Origin of the sequence: Streptomyces sp. Inha503 (assembly GCF_047215865.1) — a bacterium.
GTDB classification, from domain to species: Bacteria; Actinomycetota; Actinomycetes; order Streptomycetales; family Streptomycetaceae; genus Streptomyces; species Streptomyces lycopersici.
In genome coordinates, this window is record NZ_CP178360.1 from 12,171,989 (window position 1) to 12,193,762 (window position 21,774).

The following is a 21,774-nucleotide window of genomic DNA, read 5'->3' on the forward strand; positions in this document are numbered from 1 at the left end:
CTGTTCAGCCACCGGCGGATCTCATGCGGCTGCGTCCCTCGTTGACCGCCTGTTCGAGGGCCGCTATGACGGTTGCACGATCTGGCGACGGGATGCCGTGTGTCTCCTCGCTGGCGGCCTGTATGGTCGGCCGGGTCCGCGGTGGCGCGGCCTTGGGTGCTTGCACGCCGATGGGCCGCCGTGTGGTGCGCAGTCGGCGGACTTCTTCGACCGCAGGGGTGGTCAGTCCCGAGGCAGTGAACTCCACATCGTGCAGGTCGAACCACTCGGTGGTGCCGCCATGGCGTTCGGTTCCGACCTGGATCCGGCGGCCGGTGCCGTCGGGGATGAGCTGGATGCGGTTGATGTATCCCTGCCGCAGCAGCACGCTCGGGTCGGATGCCATCTCGGGGCCGAGTACCAGCTGGGCAGAGTCCCCTTCTGCTGGTGCGGGTGAGTCGGCCGACTCGGAGAGCAGGACCCGCAGGCTGGCATGCCCGGCGGGGCGAAGAGCACTTCCCCTCCGATCGAACCGTCCGCATCGCGCGGGATGGTGGCCGTGGCGTTGACGTCCTGCTCCGCGAGCCAGCTCAGCAGACCGTGCTTGATGTACAGGTGGTCCGCGCTGGAGACCCGGCCGCCTTCCGGGCACAGGTGGAGGTGTGCTCGGGATCCGGCATGTGCGCGAAGTGGCATGCGCGATCGGTGTACAGCTTGGTGACGAGCTGGTGTCCGCAGCCCGAGGACGACGCGCCTGAGGCGGAGCAGACGGCCGCCAAGCACGCCGCGCTCGAGGCGCGCACCGTTGTCGGCGAGGCCCTGACCGAACTCCAGCTGCTGACCGACGACCCGCGAGTCCTGTCGCTCGCGGCCCGCGTCGTCGACGTCACCTTCACCCTGCACGAGGCCCCCGACCGGGCCGACCGCGACCGGCGCGGCGACCTCGCCCGGACCGCGCACAACGCCTTCGTCGCCGCGGCCGGCCCGCTCGTACGGGCCTGGGAGCGCGCCGGAGCCGGAGTACCGGCGGTGCGCCCTGGCAATGCTGGGCCGGACTGAGGAAGCCGAAGCCGAGGCGCGCCGGGCGTACGCGACCGAGCAGAAACGCCGCTGGTTCCGCGCGAACCCGAACGGCGCGGACGCGGTGGCCGCCGCGACGAAGGCCGCCGACACCGCCCGAAAGCGCACCGCCAAGTACCTCTTGGCGACGCGGCTGGAGCAGCTGCGCAAGCAGACCGCAGCCTGCACGGAGACAGCCGCGCCCGCGCCGTGGACGGTCCAGCTGTCCGAGCTCGCCGCCCAGTCCCTAGACGGGGACACCGCCGGAACGATGACCGCATGACCACCGAGGCTCAGCTGGTGCGCCTGATTCCTCCAGACCGTCGGCTCACCTCCGCAAGCGCGGAGAGCACGCCTTGTACTCCTTCTGCGCGGCTGCGGCCTGCGGCTTACCTCCGCTCGCGCGGAGAGCACCCTTCGCGACCTGCGATGTTAGAGGGGCTTTGCGTTTTCTTGAGTCAAGGAGCAGTGGTCGTGCCACACGCCACAACGTATCGCTTGCCTCTGTCAGTAAGGATGGGCTGCTGGCCATTACCACGATGACGGTAGGCCCAGGACACGCCCCGGCCGGACCCGCTCCAGCCCCAGCACACCGGGACGGTTCACTTCCCCTCACCCAGGAAGGACCGCCCAACGGTCGGCACTGGAGGAGAGGATCAGAACCGCCGTGCGCGGGGACACCAGCGCGCACCCCGCCGATGCCGTGTCCACCGCGCCGGAACGGGCCAGCCGGGTCGGCGCACCCCGCCTGCCCCGCTACCGCGACCCCGCCCGCCCGGTGAAAGACCTGGTTATGGCAGCCGGGTGCGGGTCGCTGCGGCGGTGCACCTGGCGGCGGGGCAGCCGCGGTGCGATGACCGGCCGCTTCATCGTGATGGAAGCGCGTCCCGCCGGTGTCGCGGCCCGCACAGTGGCCCGTGAGCAGGCCGGCGGACGCGCTGCCTGGGACGGCACCCTGCCCGTCGAGACCCTCCTCGCCGAGTGGCCACCCCACCAGGATGAGCCCACCGACTACTGGCTGACCAGCCTGCCCGCCGGTACTGCCCTGCGCCGCCTGGTGCGGCTGGCCAAGATCCGCTGGCGGATCGAGCACGATTACCGCGAACTCAAGCGCGGCCTGGGCCTGGACCACTTCGAAGGATGCTCCTTCAACGGCTGGCACCACCACATCACCCTGGTCACCGCCGCCCACGCCTTCCTCACCGAGCAGCGACTGGCCCCAAAAGCCGACACACCGGACTCACCCTCTACCAGATCCTCGACGCCTTTCAGGACCTGCTGAACTGCTGGACCGGTATCTGCACCACCTGCCACCAACCCCTGCCCATCAGAACACGCACAACACCAAGATCGAGACAGACATAACGGAGTCCTACTAGGGTTTTGTCCTGAAGGTGAGAACGACAGTCTCGGGTCTTCGTGCCGGGGCCCGAAGACAGGACCTCTGGTGACCCGCGTGCCAAGGGCCGGCTTCCTCCGGCAGGAGATCCAGGTCGGACACGCAGCAGGCCCGACACTGGCCTGTCCTTCCGCCTGGAGGGCGACTGGACCCCGCCCTGCGAGGTCACCGACCCCAGGGCATGACCGAATCCCCGATCAAGGAGTGACCGCATGATCGGCTTGTTCGGAACGTGGCGGAAGCGGTGGCCGGTCGGTCAGTGGGTGTCGCGCTGTGGCTTATGCCCTGCTCCATGCCTTGAGCGGCCCCAGCTCGCCATGATGTGCAGCTTTTCCTCGTCGGCCGAGCCACGTTGCGGTGTGTACACGATAAGACTCTGGTCCTCGGCGTCGGAGAGAGCGAGGGTCTCATATTCGAGCGTCAGCGTTCCGACGAGGTCGTTGCGGAACGTCTTGATGCCGTGGCCATGCTCGTAGAGATCGTATTCGGACCAGAACTGTGCGAACTCGGGTGAGGCGATGGTGATTTCACCGATCAGCCGCTCCAGGATCCGGTCCCTGACCCGGTTCGCCGCGATATGCCGAAGCCCCGCCGCGACCTGCGGTGCGACCGTTGGCCAGTCCGCGTACACCTGCTTCGCGCGCGGATTGAGGAAGGTCCAGCGGGCGAGATTGCGGCTGCGGAGCGGCATCGACTCGAAGTCGTCGATCAGCAGGGCGGCCGTACGGTTCAGCGCCAGGACTTCCAGCCGGGGTCCGTGGACCACCGCCGGCAGTGGATCCATCGCGTGCACCATCGAGGCGACCGAGGGACGGGCCTTGACCGTGCCTGCAGGCGTCCCGACGTCTGGAGAGTGGCGCTGCTCCCGCAACAGCGCGGTGAGGTGGGCCCTCTCGAGTGCGTTCAGGCGCAGGGCGCGGGCGACGGCGGAGATCACCTGCCCGGACACATGCCCCGCGCGGCCTTGTTCGAGCTTTTTGTAGTACGCGGCGCTGATGCCCGCCAAGGCGGCGACCTCCTCGCGCCGCAGACCGGGCACCCGCCGCGTGTCGCCCGCGGCGGGCAGTCCCACGCCCTCGGGGCCGATGGCGGCACGCCGGGAGGTGAGGAAGGCCCGGAGAGCGTCTTCGCGTGTCATGTCCTCCGGTGTAACAGCACTCGTCGCCCCCTCGGAAGTGGCTGGGGGATCCTGCGAGTGCCCGTCCTGGTCCCGCCGGCGGCCACCCCGCTTCGGCGTCCGATCCGGGAGTACGGCTCAATCCGTGCGACCAGTATCCCGGGGCACCGTCCGGGCTGGACAGATCTGTAACTGGATGTGTTACTTTTTGGAGGGCGGGTGCTTCGCGGCGTCGCCAGAGGGGCCTCTTGCCGCCATTTCGAAACCGCGCAACCCGATTGGTTAACAGGGTCGGCCCGCAATGGCTGGTCACGAAGGAGAACACATGGAATCGGCGACACCACGCACCTGGTTCGTCACGGGAACGTCTTCCGGTCTGGGACGGGCGCTCATCGAGGCGCTCCTGGGTGACGGGCACCGGGTGGCGGCGACGGTGCGCGGGCGCTCGCGCCTGGACGACCTGAAGGACGTGTACGGCGATCGACTCTGGGTCGGTGACCTCGACGTCACCGACACGGTGGCGCTGCGCCGGGTCGTCGACGATGCCTTCGGCGAACTCGGGCGCATCGACCACGTGGTGTCCAACGCGGCGTACGGCCTCTACGGCGCTGCCGAGGAGTTCACGGACGACGACATCGGCCGGCTCCTCGCCGTCAACCTGATCGCCCCGATACAGCTGCTGCGCGCCGCGGTGCCCCACCTGCGACGGCAGGGCGGCGGACACTACGTACAGATCTCCAGCCTCGCTGGCCAGACCGGCATCGCGGGAGCCAGCATCTACCACGCGAGCAAGTGGGGCGTGGAAGGGTTCGTCGAGTCCCTGCACGAGGAGCTCGCCCCGTTCGGGGTCGGTCTCACCGTGGTCGAGCCCGGCAGCATCGACTCCGACTTCTTCGCCCGGCTCGACGTCGCCTCGGCGATCGAGGCATACCGGGACGGGCCGGTGGGTGCCCTGCGCGACTACCTCTCCGACCGTGCGGCGGTCAAGCGTGACGCGATCGGTGACCCGCGCCGGATGGCGCGAGCCATCATCGAGGCCGCCGAGGCCGCCGAGCCCCCGCGTCGGCTCGTTCTGGGGAGCGACGCCTACGAGTGGATCGAGAAGGCGCTGCATTCGCGTCTGTCGGCCCTGCGATCGCAGGAAGCGGCGGCGCGCTCGACGAACCGCTGATTTCACGTCGCAGACCACATATCAACACCCCTGTTCACTTCACATTGGAATCGAGGAACCCATGTCACATGACACTCCGGCCCTGAGCGCCCAGGATCAGACCGAGATCCTGAAGCTGCTGGTCGACTACGCATTCAGCCTCGACGCACGGGACTTCACCCGCGTGGCAGCCGTCTTCACCGACGACGCGGAGATCCAGTCCGTCTTCGACGAGTACCTCCCGGAGGGAGAGAAATTCGCCGGGGTGACGACCGGCGGAGCCGCCTTGGCGGCCGGGGTCGACCAGGCCTTCCAGCGGCTCGACGCGACGCAGCACCTGTTGGGCGCCACCGTGTTCGAGAGCACCGACGACGGAGTGCACGCCCGGACGCAGATCGTCGCGCACCACCACCGGGGCGATGCCTTCTACCACACCGGCGGCACCTACGACGACCTGCTCGTTCGGACGCCGAGTGGTTGGCGGATAGCCCGCCGCGCCCTGCGCATCAGCTGGACCACCGGCGACCCCCGGCTCATGCTGCCGTCCTGATCCCGCCCGATCACCCCGGTCTTGTGAACGCCGACCGTGCCTGCGGGCATCATGGTTGCTGCCCGCCCATGGCCGCGAGATAGGTGAATGCCTCGGCGCTGCGGCTGCCCGGAACGGGCGTCGCCAGCAGCAGGTGCTGCCCCGGGGCGGTCGGCACACTGAGCAGGCGGTAGGCGAGCGCGACGCGTCCGGCCGTGGGGTGGACAACGGTCCCGTACTGGCAGTCGGGGTCGGCTGCCGCGCCGTTCTGCCACATTCTTGCGAAGTCGGTCGACGCGGCGGACATCTCGGCGACGAGGTCCAAGATCTCGGTGTCTCGTGGCAGCCGGACGGCGTTGAGACACAGCATGTGCAGCGAGGCAGTCATGGCCAGGGGCCACTCGGCGAAGAACGTCCTTGCCTCCGGACGCGTGAAGAGGATCCGGATCATGTTCCCTTCGCCGCCGAAGGGAGAAAGCAGTGCCCGCGCGTGCGCGTTGGCGGCCAGGATGTCGAGGCAAGGGCTCAATGCAAAGGCCGCTGCCTGGTGGGAGTCCTTGAGCAGGCGCAACAGGTCGGGGTCGACATGCTCGTCGGTGGTGTCGGGGCACAGTCGCACGTTGAGTCCGGCGAGATGGAACAGCTGACTCAGTGATTCCGAGTCCAAGCGCAGTGCCCGGCCGATGGCTTCGAGGGTCCGGGCCGAGGGGGTTCGCTCCCGCCCTTGCTCCAGCCGGCTGTAGTAATCGACGCTGATCCCTGTCAGGACGGAGATCTCCTGTCGGCGCAGTCCTTCGACCCGGCGGTTACGACCTTCGGACCTCAGACCGACGTCCGAGGGGGCCAGCCGGGACCGGCAAGCGCGCAGGAACTCCCCGAGCATGTTCTCCCGTGAGTCCTCACTGTTCCGGCCGGTTCGAGCGGGGCCCTTGGGCGGCACTGCCAGCACCTGCATACGCATCCGCGTTCCTTCCAGTTGTGCGGCACACCGAGCGGGAAGCAGCGTCTGCTTCTGCTTTAGATCCTGCTGGCAGTTGTCGTACGTGGAAAGGGTGTGACTTCCTAGGTGCACCGCACCCAGGGGGCGCGTTCGGCGGTGGTGTCGAGACTTGCCAGACGCGACCCCATATGGGCGGGCAGAGGGTAGCGATCACGGAAAGAAAAGATGCGGGACGCCCAGCGTCCCAGCGTGGCCGCGCCGATGGGCATCACGAGGTGACCGCGCCCTGCTCGACTGCCGCCTGGAGGGATGCGATCGCTTCGGCGCTCGCGCTGCCGGGCTGGGGGGTGCCGACCAGCAGCTGCTGCCCGGGAGCGTCATGGACGTCGAAGGTCTGGTAGGTCAGTTCGATGCGGCCGATCTCGGGAAGCATGAAGACCTTGTACGCACGAACCATCTTCTGCACCTCGTTCTCCTGCCACAGGCGCCGGAAGTCCGGTGACGTCTCCAGCATCTCGGACACGAGGTTGTCGATGCCGGGATCATCGGGGAAACGGCCTGCGTGCAGCCGCAGCGCGTGCACCGTGGCGCGAGCCACCACGGGCCACTCGACGAAGACCTCTCGTGCGCGGGAGTGCTGGAACAGCACTCGGATCATGTTCGACGTGCCCTCGAAGGGTGAGAGGAGCGCGGTGGCGACAGCGTTCTTCGCGAGTACGTCGAAGGCGGGACTCAGTACGTAGGCGGCAGCCGTGGGGAAGGCGGCGAGCAGGTGCAGCAGGGAGGGGTGGACCAGCTCACGGCTGCCGGCCGAAGTGAGCGCGGGATGCAGGCCGGCCAGCCGGAAGAGGTGTGTCCGCGCGTCTGGCGTCAGCCGCATCGCCCGCCCGACCGCGCCGATGACCTGCGGCGAGGGATGGCGCTCACGCCCCTGCTCCAAGCGCGCGTAATAGTCGGCGCTCACACCGGCCAAGACGGCAACCTCCTCACGCCGCAGGCCCTTCACTCTGCGACTACCGCCGCCGGTGGGCAGACCCACGTCGGTCGGTTCGGTGCGGGCGCGGTTCGCACGTAGAAAGGCGCCGAGTTCATTCTGTGGCTGCTTCATCTTCCGACCTACTGGATCAGGCGAACGGCGGGCAGTGATGACGGGAACCGTCCGTTGTCCGTGCAGCATCCCTACCGATGTAATCGTAGCTGTTACAGATAATTATGTGCCTGACATGATGGCAGTCAAGCGGCGGGGCGACACGCGGGCCGGCGATCAGAGCGGGTCGGCATTGTCCTCCGCCAGTGTCATCGCCCGACGGCGCACGGCGGCACGGACGCTGTCCGGGGACAGCACACGAAGCGGCACCGCGAGGCGCAGGAGGCGGTCGGCGATGGACTCCGCGTCCGCGCCACGGATCTCAACGATCGTGGCGTCCGACCCGTCCGGCCGATGGGCGCCCTCGGCGGCGGGAACGGCCCGGATCGCGTCCTCCAGCGGCAGCGACACACGCACGGTTGCATACAGCGGGGAGCCGTCGGTGACCGTCCGGGCGACAAGCTGCGCCGCGTCCGGCGGGTCGTCCAGCTGGACCTGGCGCCCGGTTCGGTGCATCTCCACCACTCGGTCGGCGCGAAAGGTTCCCCATTCGCCGCGTGCGACATCCCGAGCGACGATGTACCACCGCAGTCCTGTGAAGACCAGGCGATGTGGATCCACCTCGAGCACGGACTCGCCACCTTCTCCGTCTCGGTAGGTGAGCTTGATCCGTTCGTTGCCACCGCACACGTTGGCCAGCTCGGCCAGCAGCCCGGAAGCCACCAGCGGCCCGCACGACCTCGAGGTGTACTCGAACGTGCCGTCCAAGGCGCCGAGACGAGTCGCGGCCCGCGTCGGCAACAGTCGCCGGAGCTTCAGCAACGCGGAGAGTGCCGCCTGATCGTCTCCGAGAACACCGGTCTGCGCCGCCTCCCGCAACGCGACGGCCACTGCGAGTGACTCCTTGTCGTCGAGTACGAGGGGCAGCTGTCGCCCGCCCTCACCGAGCCGGTAACCACCCCACCGACCTGGGTCGGACTCGACCGTGTAGCCCAATTCCCTAAGACGGGATATATCGCGGCGCACCGTGCGCTCAGTGATCGCCAACCGGTCCGCCAGCTCGCTCGCCGTCCACGAAGGGCGCGACGGCAGGAGCGAGACCAACCTCAGAAGACGTGAGGAGGCGCTGACATCGCTCACGGAGTTCCCGCCCCGGCACCCGCTCCAACGCCACGCTGAACCGGCTCACCGGCCCACGGTTCCTCGGTCGACATCGTCACTCTCCTTCGGCGGTCCACCTGGTGGGCTCTGGGAGACAGGCGATGACCATCGGCCAGGTACGGACGCGCGCGCATGTTCGGCATCGCTGAAAACGTAATTCGAACATAGTCGATACGCGCGGCGCACCGCGACTGAGCAGGCACAGATGTACTGCCGCCCCTTCTTCGACAACGTCGGGATCGATCCGGTTCATGCCGCGGTCCGTCGTGATCCCTCTTGCTGTCCATCACGTCATGGCGCCCGCCCCGATATCCGGACCGCTGGTGTCCTGGATCGTCCCTAGCATCGCTGGCGATATCCCTTCGGACGAGGAGCCGGGAATGAGTGGACGACTGCTGATCTACGGGGCGAACGGCTACACCGGACGCCTCGCCGTCGAGCGGGCGATGGAGGCGGGCCTCGACATCGTCGTCGCCGGTCGGGATGGCGACAAGGTCGCGATGCTGGGTGACGAGTTCGGCGTCGAGTCGCGCTCCTTCCCCCTGGACGACCCGGACGCCGTGCGCGGGGGGCTGAAGGACGTGGACTGTGTGCTGCACGGCGCGGGCCCGTTCCAGGTGACCGCGCGGCCGATGATGCAGGCATGCCTCGCCGCCGGGGTGCACTACGTCGACCTGACCGCGGAATTTCCGACGTTCGCGCTGGCTGAGTCGATGGACGAGGCCGCCCGACGAGCCGGTGTCATGGTGCTCTCGGGAGGCGGTTGGCAGTGCGTCCCCAGCGACTGCCTGGTGATGCACACGGCCCGGCGGGTGGCGGAACCGCGGCGGTTGGCGATCGGCCTGCGCGTCACGGGTGGGTTCTCCCGCGGCTCGATCGCCGGCTCGTCGATCATCGCCGGTCTCGGTGTCCTTGTCCGGCGCGGTGGCGAGGTCGTCAGTGTGGGCAGCCCGCAGCCGCGGACGTTCGATTTCGGGGACGGCCCGGTGGACTGCATGCCGGCGGCGATGGGCGAACTGGTCACCGGCTGGCGCTCGACCGGGATCGGCGACATCGAGTGCTATCTGGGTACCGATGCGGGCTTCCCCGACGAGATCGCCGGGGACGGTCCGACGGCACGGGAGCGTGCCGCGAACCGTTACCGGGTGCTCGCCGAGGTGACCGACCGCGACGGGCAGATTGCACGCTCGATGATCGAGACACCGAACGGGTACACCTACACCCCGCTGGCCGGGATCGAGATCGCCTGTCGGGTACTCGGCGGACACGCGCCGGTCGGCTATCAGACCCCGGCGTCGGCGTACGGCGTGGACCTGGCGCTCGCCATCGGCGACACGACGATCACCAACCTCTGAGCAGAGGGACCGGGGGCGTCTCAGGATCCGACAAGGCCGGGGCGCAGTGCCTCGCCGACGTTCCGGGCGATGTCCGCCGAGCGGCTCCTGGATCAGATCCTCGTCTTCATGCCCGGCAATCTCACCGGCTGTCGGCATGCCAAAAGTACGCATTGAACAGAGGAGTCAACATGACGGAAAACCAGCCCCACAGGGGTTACGGACTCTCCCAGGCGGACGCCCGCGCGGTGGAGGTGCGAGCCCTCTACGAGCGGCTCGAGCAAGGCCTGTTGGGACGGACCTGGACCGTTCCCGAGCTCGCGGTCGGCTTTACCAACGACGCTGCCTACGTCGGACGACTGGTGCTGGCGGCCGAGCGCACCTGGGACATCGAGGGGGATGTGAACGCCGAGCTGCGACACAAGCTGGCCGAGTGCCTGTGGTGGGTATTCGTGCTCGCCGACAAGCTCGGCGTCGACATGCCGGACGCCTACGAGGCGACGATGGACAAGATCGCGAACAACCTCGAGCAGACGCTTGCGCACCGGGGCATGAGCCCGGACCAGCCGTAAGTCGGCTCCAGCGCCCGCCCGCATCGAAGCGGTGTGCAGGAACTGGCAACATCCAAAACACAGATAAGGCAGAGGTCATGACATCCGATATCCAGCGTCTGCAGGACATCGAGGATATTCGTCAACTCAAGGCTCGCTACACCCGTTACAGCGACACACACGACTGGGACAATTGGCGGAAGCTGTTCGTCGACGATTTCGTGCTCGATGTCGAGGGGCAGCCGAGGCCCAGCAAGGACCTTCCCGAGCGTGGCTGGGCGCAGGGCATAGATGCCATCGCCAACGCCGCGGCCGAACTCCTCGACGGTGTGGTCACCGCGCACCAGGTACTCCTGCCCGACATCACCATAACCGGCCCGGACACCGCAACCGGCGTATGGGCCGTAAAGGATGAGATCTGGTTCCCGACCTGCCATTTCAAGGGGTGGGGGCACTACCACGAGAAGTACCTCCGGACCCACGACGGATGGCGGATCGTCTCGACCCGGGTGACCCGAACCCGCGTCGAGGAGCACTGGCTGTGAGTTACGTCCGTTGGAATGGGGCGGGGTCGGTCAGCAGGGCTACGCTGTGGCCGAGGGCCTGGCGTTCGTCGTCGGACCACGCGCAGGGGTTTCCGGCGATGTTGCCGAGGGTGAGGGCGAGGATGTGGTCGAGCAGCCGGTCGGCCGGAAGCTGTGCGCTGACCATGCCGGCGGCCTGCGCCGCCTCGATCGCGGCGACCTTGTCCGCGACTGCCCGGCCGACGCCCGGCAAGCTGCGCGTCAGGTCGGGGCGTTCGAGGAATTGCCACAGCATCAGCCGAACGAAATACGGGTTGGACCGGTAGACGTCGAAGACCTGCTGGGCATAGCCGGGCAGGTCGGTGGCGTCGAGGGCCACGGCGTTTTGTGCCGCCAGGATGTGGTGTTCCAGGACCGCGTCGAACAGGCCGTCCTTGTTGCCGTAGTAGGCGTAGATCATGCGTTGGTTGGACTGGGCTCGCTCGGCGATGGTGGCGATGCGTCCGCCGGCAAGGCCCTTCGCGGAAAACTCCTCGGTGGCGGCGTCCAGAATGCGCCGCCGAGTCGCCTCCGCGTCACGTCCGGTGCTCCGGGTCGGGTCTTTCTCCTGCCGCTGCCCCATCGTTCGTCCTGCTCCCCGCTCACATCGGCCACCCGGCGAGGAAGTAAGTATACGCCTACTTATGGGGCGGTCGCTGCTTGACTGTAACTGCTTCAGTTTCATATTGTTTGGTGAAACAAGCTTGGTTACAAAAAGGAGCAGCGATGGGCCGCATAGTGACGATTGACCAGGTGGGTGGGCCTGACGTGCTCGAGGTACGGGAGGTGGAGCCGCCCGAGCCGGGCATCGGTGAGGTCCGCATCCGCGTTCAGTACATCGGCGTCAACCGGCCCGACCTGTTGTTCCGGGCGGGGCACTACCCGGTGAAGCCCACGCTGCCGGGCTCGCGCCTGGGTATCGAGGCCGCCGGGGTCATCGAATCCGTCGGGCCCGAGGTGACGGGCTTCGCCGTCGGGGACCGTGTCGTCGCGGGACCGATCGTTGACCAGAGCAGCCATGGCGTCTACGGCGACTTCGCGATCGTTCCCGCCGTTGAGACGGTCCTCGCCTTCGACGACGTGGACGCGAGGCTCACGGTCGCATCCTGGATCCCCTACCTCACCGCCTACTCCGGCATGGCCTCCAGCGGCGGGCTGAAGGCGGGCGACCATGTCCTCATCACCGCGGCATCGAGCAGTGTGGGGCTCGCCGCCATCGATGTCGCCAACCACCTGGGGGCGGTGCCCCTCGCCTCGACCAGCTCGGAGGCGAAGGCCGGCAGGCTCCTGGCCGCGGGAGCACGGCATGTCATCGTCGGCCGGGACGGTCTGGCGGACACAGTGCGGTCCATGACCGGCGGGCGTGGTGCCGACCTGGTTTTCGACGCCACCGGAGGCCGTGACTTCCCCGCGACCGCCGCGGCCGCGTCCGACGCTGGCACCGTCGTCCGTTACGGCTGGTTCGACGACCAGCCCGCGATCCTGCCCACGCGGTGGCCCATGAAGATCATCGGGCATATCAACTTCACCACGACCCAGGACCCCGCCCGACTGACCCAGGTCCGCAACCTCATCGCCGCCGGCCTGCGGTCGGGCGCTTTCACACCTCATATCGACAAGGAGTTCACCGGCCTCGGCCAAGTGGCCGCCGCCCACGCCCACGCCGCCTCGGGAGGTCAGTTCGGCAAGATACTCGTGGCTGTCGAGTGATGAATGGTTCACGCGTGCCCGACGTCACCGGACGATCAGCGGCAGGCATTCCTGGGTGTGGCACACCCACCCTCGTACAGCCTTCTTCGCCGGCGCCGAGGCCGCGATCGTGGTGGGTGGAACAACCGACCCGCACTATGCGAAGGAATGCCATGTCTCTCACTGCCTACCGCACCCTCGGCCGCTCCGGTCTGCGCGTCAGCCCGCTGGCCTTCGGCGCGATGAACTTCGACGACGGCAGCTGGGGGTCCGGGCCCGAGACCTCGTTTGCGATGCTGGACCACTACCTCGAGGCGGGGGGTAACTTCGTGGACACCGCCAACATGTACAACGGCGGTGCCTCGGAGGAGACCCTGGGACGCTACTTCGCCCAGCGCCCCGGCCACCGCGACCGCGTCGTCCTGGCCACCAAGTTCGGCGGCAGCATGGCACCCGCCGACCCGAACTCCGGTGGCGCGGGCCGCAAGGCGATCCGTGCCCAGCTCGACGCCTCACTGCGTCGGCTGGGCACCGACTACGTGGATCTGTACTGGATGCACCAGTGGGACCGGCACACCCCCGTCGAGGAGACCCTGTCCACCCTCACCGAGCTGGTGCGCGCAGGGAAGATCCACACAATCGGCCTGTCCAACGTGCCGGCCTGGTGGGTCGCGGAGGCCGTCACCACCGCACGGCTGCGGGACTGGGAGCCCGTTTCCGCTCTGCAGGTCGAGTACTCCCTGCTCGCCCGAGGCGTCGAGGGAGAGATCTTCGGTGCCGCCCGCCGATTCGGTCTTGGCATCACACCCTGGAGCCCGCTGGCCAGCGGCGCCCTGTCCGGCAAGTATTCGCGCACCACCACCGAGGTCGCCGGATCCGGGCGCGCCACCTACGCCGCCCCGCACCTGACCGAGTCGACCTTCGTCCTCCTCGACGCCCTCAAGAAGATCGCCGACAGCCTCGGCACGACCGTGGCCGCGGTGGCCCTCGCCTGGGTCCGCCAGCGCTCCGAGGTGACCTCCACGCTCATCGGCGCCCGGACGCAGGAGCAACTGGTGGCCAATCTCGCCTCCCTCGAGGTCACGCTCTCCGACGAACAGATCACCGAGCTCGACGGCCTCACGGCGCCCAGCCTCAACTACCCCTACAACCTCATCGATTCCATGGTCGGCTTCCAGCAGGGCGACACCACCATCAACGGCTTGACCTCCGAGGCCTTCGTCCGCTGATCCGCACTCACCACCCACTCCGGCTGGGACGGCCAGGCGCGCCCAGCCGGAGTCAGGGCCGTCCGACGGCCGAGGGCTCCGGGAAACCCCGCGGTACATCCCGGCCCGCCGCCCCGAGGCCCGTAACACCAGCACAGCCGACGCCGAACAGTGATCCCTCCCGACCGCAACGGAACCCACCATGACCGAGACGCTTGAAGTGACCGTCCTGCGCCCTGCCCCCGAATACACCGCACAGGATTTCGTCACGGCGAACGCCGACATCGACGCATACCTCCAACGCACGCCCGGCTTCCTGTGGCGGCGCATCGTCGAGACCGACGACGGACGCGTCATCGACATCGTCGCCTACGACAACCTGGCACACGCGCGCGCTGGTGCCGCCGGCATCACCGGCGAGATGGCAGACTCTCCCGTCCATGCCACCATCGACCACGCCAGTGTCGACTGGCAGTTCACCACCGCGCTGCACCACCTCGTGTGAAGGAAGAGACCCGCATGCCATTCGCCGACGAGGTCATCGGCCGCCACACCGTGCAGAGCCTCACACGAGCCATTCAGGCCGCCGCTCCGGAGGCCGACCTCGCCGCACTGCGCGCCGCGCCACGGCAGATCGCCTCCCTGTCCCTCAGGGAACGCGCCGACCTGCTGCGGGACGCCCTGCTCACGGACCTGTCCGGCGACTACGCCGCACTGGCCCGGACCATACGCTCCGCCCGTGACGACGCCCCGCACTTCACTGGGTGGCTGATCTGGCCGGTCACCAGCGCTCTTGCCACCCGCGCCGTCCAGGATGGCAGCACCGCCTCCTTCGACGATGCGATGGCTCTGCTCGCGGACCTCACTGGGCGTCTCTCCTCGGAGTTCGCCATCAGGACACTGTTGCGGCACGACCTCGACCGGGCCCTGAGCGTCATCAGCGGCTGGGCCGGATCGGCCGACGTCGACGTGCGCAGGCTCGCTTCCGAAGGCACCCGCCCCTACCTTCCCTGGGCGGTTCGGGTACCGGACATCATGGCTTGCCCTGGAGTGACCGTGCCCATCCTGGACGCCCTCTACCGGGACGAGAGCGAATACGTGCGCCGCTCGGTCGCCAACCACCTCAACGACCTCAGCCGCGACCACCCCGACGTCGTCATCGGCACGGCCCGCCGCTGGCTCGACGATCCCGACGCGGCCACTGAGCGCCTCGTGCGCCACGGGCTGCGCACCCTCGTCAAGCGTGGCCACCCCGGGGCGCTGGAACTGCTCGGCTTCGCCCCCGCGATCCTGGAGGTCGACGGACCTCATCTGGAGCTGAAGACCGTGCCGTTCGGCGGCAGCATCCGTTTCGCCGCCTCGATCCACAACACCGGGGACGCCCAGGCGCGGCTCACGATCGACTACATCGTCCACCACCGCAAGGCCAACGGGACCCAGACCGGCAAGACCTTCAAACTCACCACCCGCACCCTCGCACCGGGCGAACGGATCCAGGTGGCGCGGGAGCACTCGTTCCGGCCGATCACGACTCGCCGCTACTATCCCGGGCTGCACGCGATCTCCCTGCAGATCAACGGAGTTGAGTCGGCCCGCGCCTACTTCGAACTGGCCGCCGCGAACACATCGTGACGCGGAGCACGGGGAACGTGCGGAGCACGGGGAACGTGCGGCCACGGCTGGGAATGCTGCCGGCCGCCAGCCGTGGCGCACGTTCCCCGTCGCCGACCGTGGGCACGGAATGGCTACGCGGGGCGCTCGCAGACCGCCTCGACGTTGTTGCCGTCGGGATCCCGAACGAAGACGGCGTAATAGGTGTCGTGATATTGCGGCCATACCTTGGGGGCGTGCAGAACCTCCGCGCCCAGTGCGACAGCGGCCTGGTGGAAGGCGTCGACCGCGGACCGGTCGGGCGCGGTGAAGGCCAGGTGGCTCTCGCGGGCGCGGGGGCTCGTCGGCCCCGGGACGGGGCCGATCCAGAACTCGGGGCGTTCAACGCCGTATCCGATGCGGCCTTGGTGCTCGATTCGGCGCCCGGCGCCCAGGGGGGCGAGGACGGCGTCGTAGAACGCGGCGCTGGCCGTTACGTCTGCGGTCTGGATTTCCACGTGGTTCAGCATGGGCCTTCCGGCTTCGTATGAGGCGTCGACGATCGACGAGGAGCAGCGGGCATCAGACGTGGTACCTGAAGAAGGTCTTGATCTCGTGGAGGACACGTCCGGGAGCCTCGTGCAGCATCCAGTGTCCGCTCTCGATCGCTGCCCCGGTCGCATGCGGGGCAGCGCTGCGGATACCGGAGAACAGTCCCTCGAACAGCCGTGCCTGGGCGATGTAGTGAACGGGGAGGGTGAGCGGATCGGCCATGAAACGCCGGTTGTCCTCTTCATCCTGTGGCCAGGCCTGGTAGAGACGGGACCCGTTGTGCATGACACCGGGGCGGGAGTAGGCGCGGGTGTACTCCTCGACGGCATGCGGTGGGACCGGCTCTTCGACACCGGGTGAGTTGGCCCGGTAGAAGTACTCGAGGTACAGCCGTTCCCGGCCCGCCACGAGCTGCTCGAACAGCGGCTCCTGGGAGTGGAACGAGAAGTGGTACGAGAGGGGCTTGACCTGTTCGTAGGTCAGCTCTCCACCGGTCACGGGAAAGTCCATCATGAAAAGACCGGAGAACTGTTCACGCCACTGTGCGACGAGCGCGTACGCGACGGCGCCGCCCGCGTCATGGGCGACGAGCTGGACCCCGCTGGTGTGTCCGAGCTTCTCCAGGAGGCGGTGGACGTAGCGTGCCAGAGTCGCCTTGTCGTGCGACACCACGTCCCCGCTGGAGTCACCGAAGCCAGGCAGGTCGATGGCGATCACGGTATGCCCGGGCAGCAGGTCGGCCATGATCGGGCGGTAGGCGTACCAGGTCTCGGGGAATCCGTGCAGTAGCACGATCGGCCGGGGTCCGTCGCCACCCATGACGTAGTGCATCTGCAGGTTGTCGACGGTGGTGAAACGGTGCTCGAAGTGCCTGCCGAATTCGGGGTCGTCGCGCGTCGCGGCGTCGTACCCCTCGCTCAGTGGGGTTTCCGAGGCGGGAAGGTCGGTGGGGGTCATGGGGATGCTCCTTGTGCTGGCGGGACGGGATGAGGGCGGTCAGGAAATGGTCCTGGGCACCCGGGCGGAACGGCGTAGGGCGAGGGCCACGAGACCGGTGACTACGGCCAGTGCGGAAATGGCGCCGGCGAGGTAGAACGCCGGGGCGAGGCCCGGGACCACCTGCCCGGGCTCGCCCGCGCCGACGTAGACGGCCACGATCACGGCGATGCCCAGGGAGCCGGAGACCTGCTGGACCATCTGCAGGAAGCCGGACATGGATCCGATGTGCTCGGGCGGGACGCCGTCCATGATCATGACCGTGGCTGGAGTGAACACCAGAGCGGCCCCGATGCTGTGGATGAGCAGAGGCGTCAACACGCCACCGGCGTATGTGCTTCCGCTGTCGAGCTGGGCGAACCAGACGAAGCTGACGGCCACGAACAGGCTCCCGGCCACGAGCGGCTTGGCGGGTCCGACGCGCCGGATGAACGCGGGAACGAACTGGGTCAGCGTGAGAATCGCGCCGGTGAGGGGAAGGAAGGCGAGACCGGCGGCGAGCGCGCCCATGCCGAGGTCGTGCTGGAGGTACTGGACCAGTATGAACAGCATCGCGAAGTGGACGCCGACGATCAATCCCATGACCGCGAGAGCCGTGGCGCGGCCGGTGTGCCGAAGCAACGCCAAGTCGAGCAGGGGATGTGCGGCACGCCGTTCGATCAGCACGAAGGCGACGAGGAAGACGGTGGCGAGGATGTAAGCGAGCACCGTCTGCATGGTGCCCCAGCCCGCTTCGGCAGCATGGATGAACCCGTATACCAGGAACAGCGAGCCCAGGGTCGCGGTGACGGCACCCGCTACGTCAACGCGTCCGCGGACCGGTGCGCTCGCGTGCACCAGTCGGTGGACCACTGCCACGACCGCGATGCCGACAGGAACATTGATGAGCAGTCCCCACCGCCAGGAGGCGAACGCGGACAGCGCACCGCCCAGGATGAGGCCGAAGGACGAGCCGACGGCTGACGCCGCGGTGAACATGGCCATGCTGCGGCGCCGCGCGGCCTCGTCCCTGGCCATGGCCGTCAGGAGAGAGAGAACGCTGGGCGCGGCAATGGCGGCGCCCAGGCCCTGGGCGACCCTTGCGATGATCATGATGGGCGCGTTCGGAGCCAGCCCGGCGGCGAGGGAGGCCGCGGCGAACAGCGCGGTGCCGATCTCGAAGACCCGCACCCGGCCGAAGGTGTCGCCGAGCCGGCCGCCGAGGAGCATCAGGCCGCCGAAGGCCAGGGCGTAGGCATTGGGAACCCAGGACAGCCCAGCGGCGGAGAAACCGAGCGCGGTCTGCACCTGCGGGAGGGCGACCGTGACCACCTGTGCGTCGAGTTGCAGCATCAACTGAGCGGCGAGCACGGCGACCACGGCCAGTGTGGCGCGCGGCGGCACCTCGACCCGGGGAGCGATAACGGGGGGTGGGATAGGCACCGGTTCTGTCTCGGGTCTGGTGTCGTCATGGACGGACATGGCCACCTCGGCGTGTGTCGGGGGAGTGGGCCTACTGGCGAGGTTCGAGTCGCCGATCAGGCTTCGCGTGTCTGCTGCTGGGCTGTAAGTGTAACAACCTTGACTACGGCGTAATAAACTTTGTTACAGTTCCGCTTGTAGGTCGCCCGTGTCACCGGGCCCTCGCCCGCCCTTCGCTCTCCGACTGATCTTCGGCCTGCCGACACCCCCGCTTCCGGGGCTCATGCCTCTTCGGCGGCCTGCCCGTGCCCCGGCCCGCCCGCATCCGAAAGGACCAGACACCATGGGACAACTGACAGACAGGGTCGCCCTTGTCACCGGAGGTACCTCCGGCATCGGACTGGCCACCGCTCGCCGTTTCATCGACGAAGGCGCCTTCGTCTACATCACCGGCAGGCGAGCCAAGGAGCTCAAAACGGCCGCCGACAGCCTGGGCGGGCGAGCTGTCGGTGTTCAGGGAGACGTCGCGGACCCCGACGACATCGACCGGGTCATCGGTGCGGTCAAGCAGCGGCACGGACGCCTCGACGTCGTCTTCGCCAACGCGGGTGGCGGCGATGTGATCCCTCTCGAGAAGATCACCGCCGAGGACTACGAACGGCACTTCAACGTGAACGTCGCAGGAACGCTGTTCACGGTGCAGAAGGCATTGCCGCTCATGACGAACGGGGGCTCGATCATCCTGGTCGGATCCACCAGCGCCTCCCGCAATGCCCCGCATATGAGCCTGTACGGCGCCACCAAGGCGGCCCTGCGCAGCTTCGGGCGTTCATGGGCCGCCGAGCTCACACAGCGCGGCATCCGTGTCAACACTCTCAGCCCCGGCCCCATCGAGACGCCGGCCTTCTTCACATCCGCGGGAGCGAATGACGACGCCGCCATGCGCCAGGTCAAGGACCAGGTAGGCAGTCGGATCCCGATCGGCCGGATGGGGCGCCCGGAGGAAGTGGCCGCCGCGGCGGTCTTCCTGGCCTCCGACCAGGGCTCGTTCACCACCGGCGCCGAACTCTTCGTCGACGGAGGAGTGGGTCAGATGTGACCCGCAAGTGGAACTGTAATAGTTGCACCGAATCCGAGTCAGTTACACTTTGGTGGGGCGGAGGCTGTATCCGACCCCACGGACGACGGGGAGGAGGAGCCGGCATGAGCGCGAACAGCCGTATGAGTCTGGCGGTGCACGTCCTGACCTGGCTGGCCTATGACCGACGCGGTACGGAGAAGGAGAACGCGACGTCGCAGCAGATCGCCACCAGCGTCAACACCAACCCGGTCGTCATCCGGCGCTGCCTCGGCCAGCTCCGGGAGGCCGGCCTGGTTACCGTCAGTCACGGCAGGAACGGGGGGTGGGACCTGGCCCGGGACGCAGCGTCGATCACTTTGCTGGACATCTACCGTGCGATCCCGGACGGGCCCGTCTTCGGGCTGCATGCCTCGGAACCGGATGCGGAATGCTATGTCGGCTATGGCATTCAGCCCGTCCTCACCCAGGTCTACGACCGCGCGACCAAAGCCCTGAGCGACTCCCTCGCGCAGACCACCGTTGCCGACGTGCTGCGTGACACGCTGGCCCTGTTCCCCTCGGACGACAACCCGCAGAAGGTGCCACAAAGCCAGGTGGCGAGCTGAGAGCCCTCACATGTCCGGCCGATGCACCGCCTGATCCAGCTTGATGGAGCAGGCGGTGCTGATGTGAGGAAGCCTCCAGAGGATTGCCGCTCGGTGTTCAGGAAACGGGCGGCGGCTTGAGGTGGTAGCGGGTGTCACCGGTGAAGTCGATGGTGACCTCGCGGCGCGCGAAGCACCATGTTCCGTCGCGGCGTGCGAAGCGGTCGCGGTACCTGCCACTGCCCACGGGCTGCAGCGGAAGGAGGCCGGGCACTGACTGGAACACCGTGTAGTACGACCGGGCTTCGGCGCTGTCGTTCTCCTCGTCCACATCGATGAGGATGTTCGTCGTGACGTGTCGGGTCCGAAGAGTGCCGTCTTCGTGGACGACGAGCGTCGAGCGGATCAGGTCCTCGATCTGTGTGCTGCCACGGAGCGTCACATCGCCGAACACGAAATCGCCGTCGTCGAAGAGGGCCCCGAACTCGCCGAACTTGGCGTCGTCCACGAGATGGGAGTACCTGACGATCAGGTTCTCGATGTCGCGTGCACTCGAACCGTGGGGGAGGGACATGCGTTTGCCTCTCAAGCGGGAGCCTGTCCGCCCCGTCCGGGCGAACAACCTGAGTCTGGTTGTCTCCTGCACCCGTTGGAAGGCTGTGTCTACCTGGGTGCCGCACACCCAGGCTCGGCCCGGATGGGGCAGTCGGCGTGGTGGCCGTCAGGCGGGTCCGGCGGAACCACATGCGGTGGTCTGCCTTCAGTGAAGGATCGTCGCGGCCTGGGCGCGGGCGATGGCAGCGTCGTGCCACAGTGAGCTGTCCCAGACCGATGTCACGCGGCTGACCCGGCCGTCCTCTCCCAGTTCCAGACCGGTGACGCCGCGTGGCGCCGGTGAGGCGGGGTTCGTCCATTCGTAGCCGCCACCCCTGGCGCTGCCGACGACATGGCGCAGGGCAGACCCCGCTCCGTAGGGGAGTGTCGGCAGCATGGTGGTCAGGAAGGACCGGATCGAGCGTCGTCCTGTCAGCGTGATGTGCAGGGCCAGGTCCTCCAGTACGACGTCCTCGCTCAGCAGCGATGACGCGGCCTGGGCATCACCGGCGGCAAGAGCGCGGGAGAGATGGTGCGCGGCGGACCGGATGATCGGCGCCGCCGGTTCCCCCACGTAGCTTTCGGCGAAGTCCGTGGGGAACTGGGCCGCTGGCGTGCGCTGTTCGGCGATGTCGTCGAGAGTGAAGGCCCGGCCGTCCCAGTAGTCGATCCACCGTACGATCCTGCCTTCTTCGAAGTTCACCGCTCCCATGATGCGGAGTTCATGGCCGAACAACTCGGGCGTGTCCGTGAAGAAGACGAGGGCGCTGACCTCGTCTCCGACGATCCTGGTGGGGTAGGAGGCGGAGGACTGGGGCCAGGTGGGCATCAGCTCCGCGAACAGACTGTGCAGCGATTCCCAGCTGTAGTGCGGCCAGCCCAGGATGGCGTCGATGTACGTCGTGCTGGTGCGTGAGAAGTGCGCCATGGTGGCTTCCACGTCTCGCGCGGTCTTGTCCTCGAAGTACCTCTTGAGGAGCCGCACGACCTCAGGTGTCGCCCTGCTGGTGTCGACTTCCCGTCCCAGGATCCGGGTCACCGGCGGGTTGCCCGCGGTAGGGGTGGCAGAAGCCCTACTGGCCGGGAGGACCGCCGTCGCGGCTCCTGCGCCCAGGGACATGCTCAACACCGTCCTGCGGCGGGGCTTTCGCGTCCTGTCGTACGTCATTCGGATTCCGTTCTCGATCCGGTCCCGCACTCGCCCGGGTGC

At 67.9% G+C, this 21,774-nt stretch carries 25 protein-coding genes and 1 pseudogene; 14 read left to right on the plus strand and 12 right to left on the minus strand.

The features are described 5' to 3' along the window. Nucleotides 1-4: 4 nt before the first annotated feature. A complete protein-coding gene (locus ACJX2R_RS50630; RefSeq protein ID WP_413105690.1) occupies nucleotides 5-385 on the minus strand; it encodes a hypothetical protein in 381 nt (126 codons plus the stop codon). A gap of 299 nt (nucleotides 386-684) precedes the next feature. Between ACJX2R_RS50630 and ACJX2R_RS50635 the strand changes: the two genes are divergently transcribed. From ACJX2R_RS50635 to ACJX2R_RS50645, 3 genes are all read left to right on the plus strand, one after another. Further along, entirely contained in the window at nucleotides 685-1,038 is a 354-nt protein-coding gene (locus tag ACJX2R_RS50635) for a hypothetical protein (RefSeq protein WP_413105691.1), read from the plus strand. Then, nucleotides 1,022-1,321, plus strand: a complete 300-nt coding sequence (locus ACJX2R_RS50640) for a hypothetical protein (protein WP_413105692.1) — start codon at nucleotides 1,022-1,024, stop codon at nucleotides 1,319-1,321. The genes ACJX2R_RS50635 and ACJX2R_RS50640 overlap by 17 nt, the downstream gene beginning before the upstream one ends. Before the next feature lie 360 nt (nucleotides 1,322-1,681). Then, nucleotides 1,682-2,320 carry a transposase gene (locus ACJX2R_RS50645; RefSeq protein WP_413106167.1) on the plus strand — a complete coding sequence of 213 codons (639 nt, stop codon included), beginning with the start codon at nucleotides 1,682-1,684 and terminating at the stop codon, nucleotides 2,318-2,320. 373 nt (nucleotides 2,321-2,693) lie between these two features. On the opposite strand, the gene ACJX2R_RS50650 is transcribed toward ACJX2R_RS50645, so the two are convergent. Beyond that, the gene (locus ACJX2R_RS50650; protein WP_413105693.1) at nucleotides 2,694-3,575 is read right to left on the minus strand and encodes a helix-turn-helix transcriptional regulator; all 882 of its coding nucleotides are present in this window, start codon (nucleotides 3,573-3,575) and stop codon (nucleotides 2,694-2,696) included. 304 nt (nucleotides 3,576-3,879) lie between these two features. Here ACJX2R_RS50650 and ACJX2R_RS50655 point away from each other — a divergent pair, with 304 nt between their 5' ends. Beyond that, on the plus strand, nucleotides 3,880-4,725 hold the full coding sequence (locus ACJX2R_RS50655; RefSeq protein ID WP_413105694.1) for an SDR family oxidoreductase: 846 nt from the start codon (nucleotides 3,880-3,882) through the stop codon (nucleotides 4,723-4,725). 61 nt (nucleotides 4,726-4,786) lie between these two features. After that, the gene (locus ACJX2R_RS50660) at nucleotides 4,787-5,254 is read left to right on the plus strand and encodes a nuclear transport factor 2 family protein (protein ID WP_413105695.1); all 468 of its coding nucleotides are present in this window, start codon (nucleotides 4,787-4,789) and stop codon (nucleotides 5,252-5,254) included. A 49-nt stretch (nucleotides 5,255-5,303) separates the two neighbouring features. On the opposite strand, the gene ACJX2R_RS50665 is transcribed toward ACJX2R_RS50660, so the two are convergent. The 4 genes and pseudogenes from ACJX2R_RS50665 to ACJX2R_RS50680 all read right to left on the minus strand — a co-directional run. Continuing rightward, on the minus strand, nucleotides 5,304-6,194 hold the full coding sequence (locus tag ACJX2R_RS50665) for a helix-turn-helix domain-containing protein (protein ID WP_413105696.1): 891 nt from the start codon (nucleotides 6,192-6,194) through the stop codon (nucleotides 5,304-5,306). A gap of 247 nt (nucleotides 6,195-6,441) precedes the next feature. Beyond that, nucleotides 6,442-7,281 (minus strand): helix-turn-helix transcriptional regulator, encoded by an 840-nt coding sequence (locus ACJX2R_RS50670; RefSeq protein WP_413105697.1) that lies wholly within the window; start codon nucleotides 7,279-7,281, stop codon nucleotides 6,442-6,444. 156 nt (nucleotides 7,282-7,437) lie between these two features. Continuing rightward, nucleotides 7,438-8,151: a helix-turn-helix transcriptional regulator gene (locus ACJX2R_RS50675; protein ID WP_413106168.1), complete on the minus strand. Its 714-nt coding sequence runs from the start codon at nucleotides 8,149-8,151 to the stop codon at nucleotides 7,438-7,440. A gap of 69 nt (nucleotides 8,152-8,220) precedes the next feature. Beyond that, nucleotides 8,221-8,400, minus strand: a pseudogene (locus tag ACJX2R_RS50680) (helix-turn-helix domain-containing protein); the annotation flags it as partial. Nucleotides 8,401-8,801: 401 nt separating this feature from the next. Between ACJX2R_RS50680 and ACJX2R_RS50685 the strand changes: the two are divergent. The 3 genes from ACJX2R_RS50685 (at nucleotide 8,802) to ACJX2R_RS50695 (ending at nucleotide 10,851) form a co-directional block, all read left to right on the plus strand. Then, complete coding sequence (locus tag ACJX2R_RS50685; RefSeq protein ID WP_413105698.1) at nucleotides 8,802-9,776, plus strand: saccharopine dehydrogenase family protein; 975 nt, start codon at nucleotides 8,802-8,804, stop codon at nucleotides 9,774-9,776. Nucleotides 9,777-9,946: 170 nt separating this feature from the next. Beyond that, nucleotides 9,947-10,327, plus strand: a complete 381-nt coding sequence (locus ACJX2R_RS50690) for a hypothetical protein (protein ID WP_413105699.1) — start codon at nucleotides 9,947-9,949, stop codon at nucleotides 10,325-10,327. Nucleotides 10,328-10,404: 77 nt separating this feature from the next. Further along, on the plus strand, nucleotides 10,405-10,851 hold the full coding sequence (locus ACJX2R_RS50695; RefSeq protein WP_413105700.1) for a nuclear transport factor 2 family protein: 447 nt from the start codon (nucleotides 10,405-10,407) through the stop codon (nucleotides 10,849-10,851). A gap of 1 nt (nucleotide 10,852) precedes the next feature. Here the strand turns inward: ACJX2R_RS50695 and ACJX2R_RS50700 are convergent, their stop codons facing one another. Beyond that, on the minus strand, nucleotides 10,853-11,452 hold the full coding sequence (locus ACJX2R_RS50700) for a TetR/AcrR family transcriptional regulator (protein WP_413105701.1): 600 nt from the start codon (nucleotides 11,450-11,452) through the stop codon (nucleotides 10,853-10,855). 143 nt (nucleotides 11,453-11,595) lie between these two features. Between ACJX2R_RS50700 and ACJX2R_RS50705 the strand changes: the two genes are divergently transcribed. The 4 genes from ACJX2R_RS50705 (at nucleotide 11,596) to ACJX2R_RS50720 (ending at nucleotide 15,398) form a co-directional block, all read left to right on the plus strand. Continuing rightward, nucleotides 11,596-12,579: a zinc-dependent alcohol dehydrogenase family protein gene (locus ACJX2R_RS50705; RefSeq protein ID WP_413105702.1), complete on the plus strand. Its 984-nt coding sequence runs from the start codon at nucleotides 11,596-11,598 to the stop codon at nucleotides 12,577-12,579. 152 nt (nucleotides 12,580-12,731) lie between these two features. Continuing rightward, nucleotides 12,732-13,787, plus strand: a complete 1,056-nt coding sequence (locus ACJX2R_RS50710) for an aldo/keto reductase (protein ID WP_413105703.1) — start codon at nucleotides 12,732-12,734, stop codon at nucleotides 13,785-13,787. A 181-nt stretch (nucleotides 13,788-13,968) separates the two neighbouring features. Continuing rightward, entirely contained in the window at nucleotides 13,969-14,271 is a 303-nt protein-coding gene (locus ACJX2R_RS50715) for a hypothetical protein (RefSeq protein WP_413105704.1), read from the plus strand. A gap of 14 nt (nucleotides 14,272-14,285) precedes the next feature. Further along, complete coding sequence (locus tag ACJX2R_RS50720; protein ID WP_413105705.1) at nucleotides 14,286-15,398, plus strand: DNA alkylation repair protein; 1,113 nt, start codon at nucleotides 14,286-14,288, stop codon at nucleotides 15,396-15,398. Between the two features lie 113 nt (nucleotides 15,399-15,511). Here ACJX2R_RS50720 and ACJX2R_RS50725 read toward each other — a convergent pair whose 3' ends face one another. The 3 genes from ACJX2R_RS50725 to ACJX2R_RS50735 all read right to left on the minus strand — a co-directional run bounded on the left by ACJX2R_RS50725 (nucleotide 15,512) and on the right by ACJX2R_RS50735 (nucleotide 18,326). After that, nucleotides 15,512-15,874, minus strand: a complete 363-nt coding sequence (locus tag ACJX2R_RS50725; RefSeq protein WP_413105706.1) for a VOC family protein — start codon at nucleotides 15,872-15,874, stop codon at nucleotides 15,512-15,514. A 64-nt stretch (nucleotides 15,875-15,938) separates the two neighbouring features. Continuing rightward, on the minus strand, nucleotides 15,939-16,865 hold the full coding sequence (locus tag ACJX2R_RS50730) for an alpha/beta hydrolase (protein WP_413105707.1): 927 nt from the start codon (nucleotides 16,863-16,865) through the stop codon (nucleotides 15,939-15,941). A gap of 39 nt (nucleotides 16,866-16,904) precedes the next feature. Then, nucleotides 16,905-18,326, minus strand: a complete 1,422-nt coding sequence (locus ACJX2R_RS50735; protein WP_413105708.1) for an MFS transporter — start codon at nucleotides 18,324-18,326, stop codon at nucleotides 16,905-16,907. Nucleotides 18,327-18,648: 322 nt separating this feature from the next. On the opposite strand from ACJX2R_RS50735, the gene ACJX2R_RS50740 reads away from it, so the two are divergent. Together ACJX2R_RS50740 and ACJX2R_RS50745 are read left to right on the plus strand one after the other, a co-directional pair. Continuing rightward, entirely contained in the window at nucleotides 18,649-19,404 is a 756-nt protein-coding gene (locus ACJX2R_RS50740) for an SDR family NAD(P)-dependent oxidoreductase (RefSeq protein ID WP_413105709.1), read from the plus strand. A 104-nt stretch (nucleotides 19,405-19,508) separates the two neighbouring features. Continuing rightward, the gene (locus ACJX2R_RS50745) at nucleotides 19,509-19,991 is read left to right on the plus strand and encodes an Rrf2 family transcriptional regulator (RefSeq protein ID WP_413105710.1); all 483 of its coding nucleotides are present in this window, start codon (nucleotides 19,509-19,511) and stop codon (nucleotides 19,989-19,991) included. Between the two features lie 97 nt (nucleotides 19,992-20,088). On the opposite strand, the gene ACJX2R_RS50750 is transcribed toward ACJX2R_RS50745, so the two are convergent. Together ACJX2R_RS50750 and ACJX2R_RS50755 are read right to left on the minus strand one after the other, a co-directional pair. Further along, complete coding sequence (locus ACJX2R_RS50750) at nucleotides 20,089-20,616, minus strand: nuclear transport factor 2 family protein (RefSeq protein ID WP_413105711.1); 528 nt, start codon at nucleotides 20,614-20,616, stop codon at nucleotides 20,089-20,091. A gap of 114 nt (nucleotides 20,617-20,730) precedes the next feature. Then, nucleotides 20,731-21,684: a hypothetical protein gene (locus tag ACJX2R_RS50755; protein ID WP_413105712.1), complete on the minus strand. Its 954-nt coding sequence runs from the start codon at nucleotides 21,682-21,684 to the stop codon at nucleotides 20,731-20,733. Nucleotides 21,685-21,774: the final 90 nt, after the last annotated feature.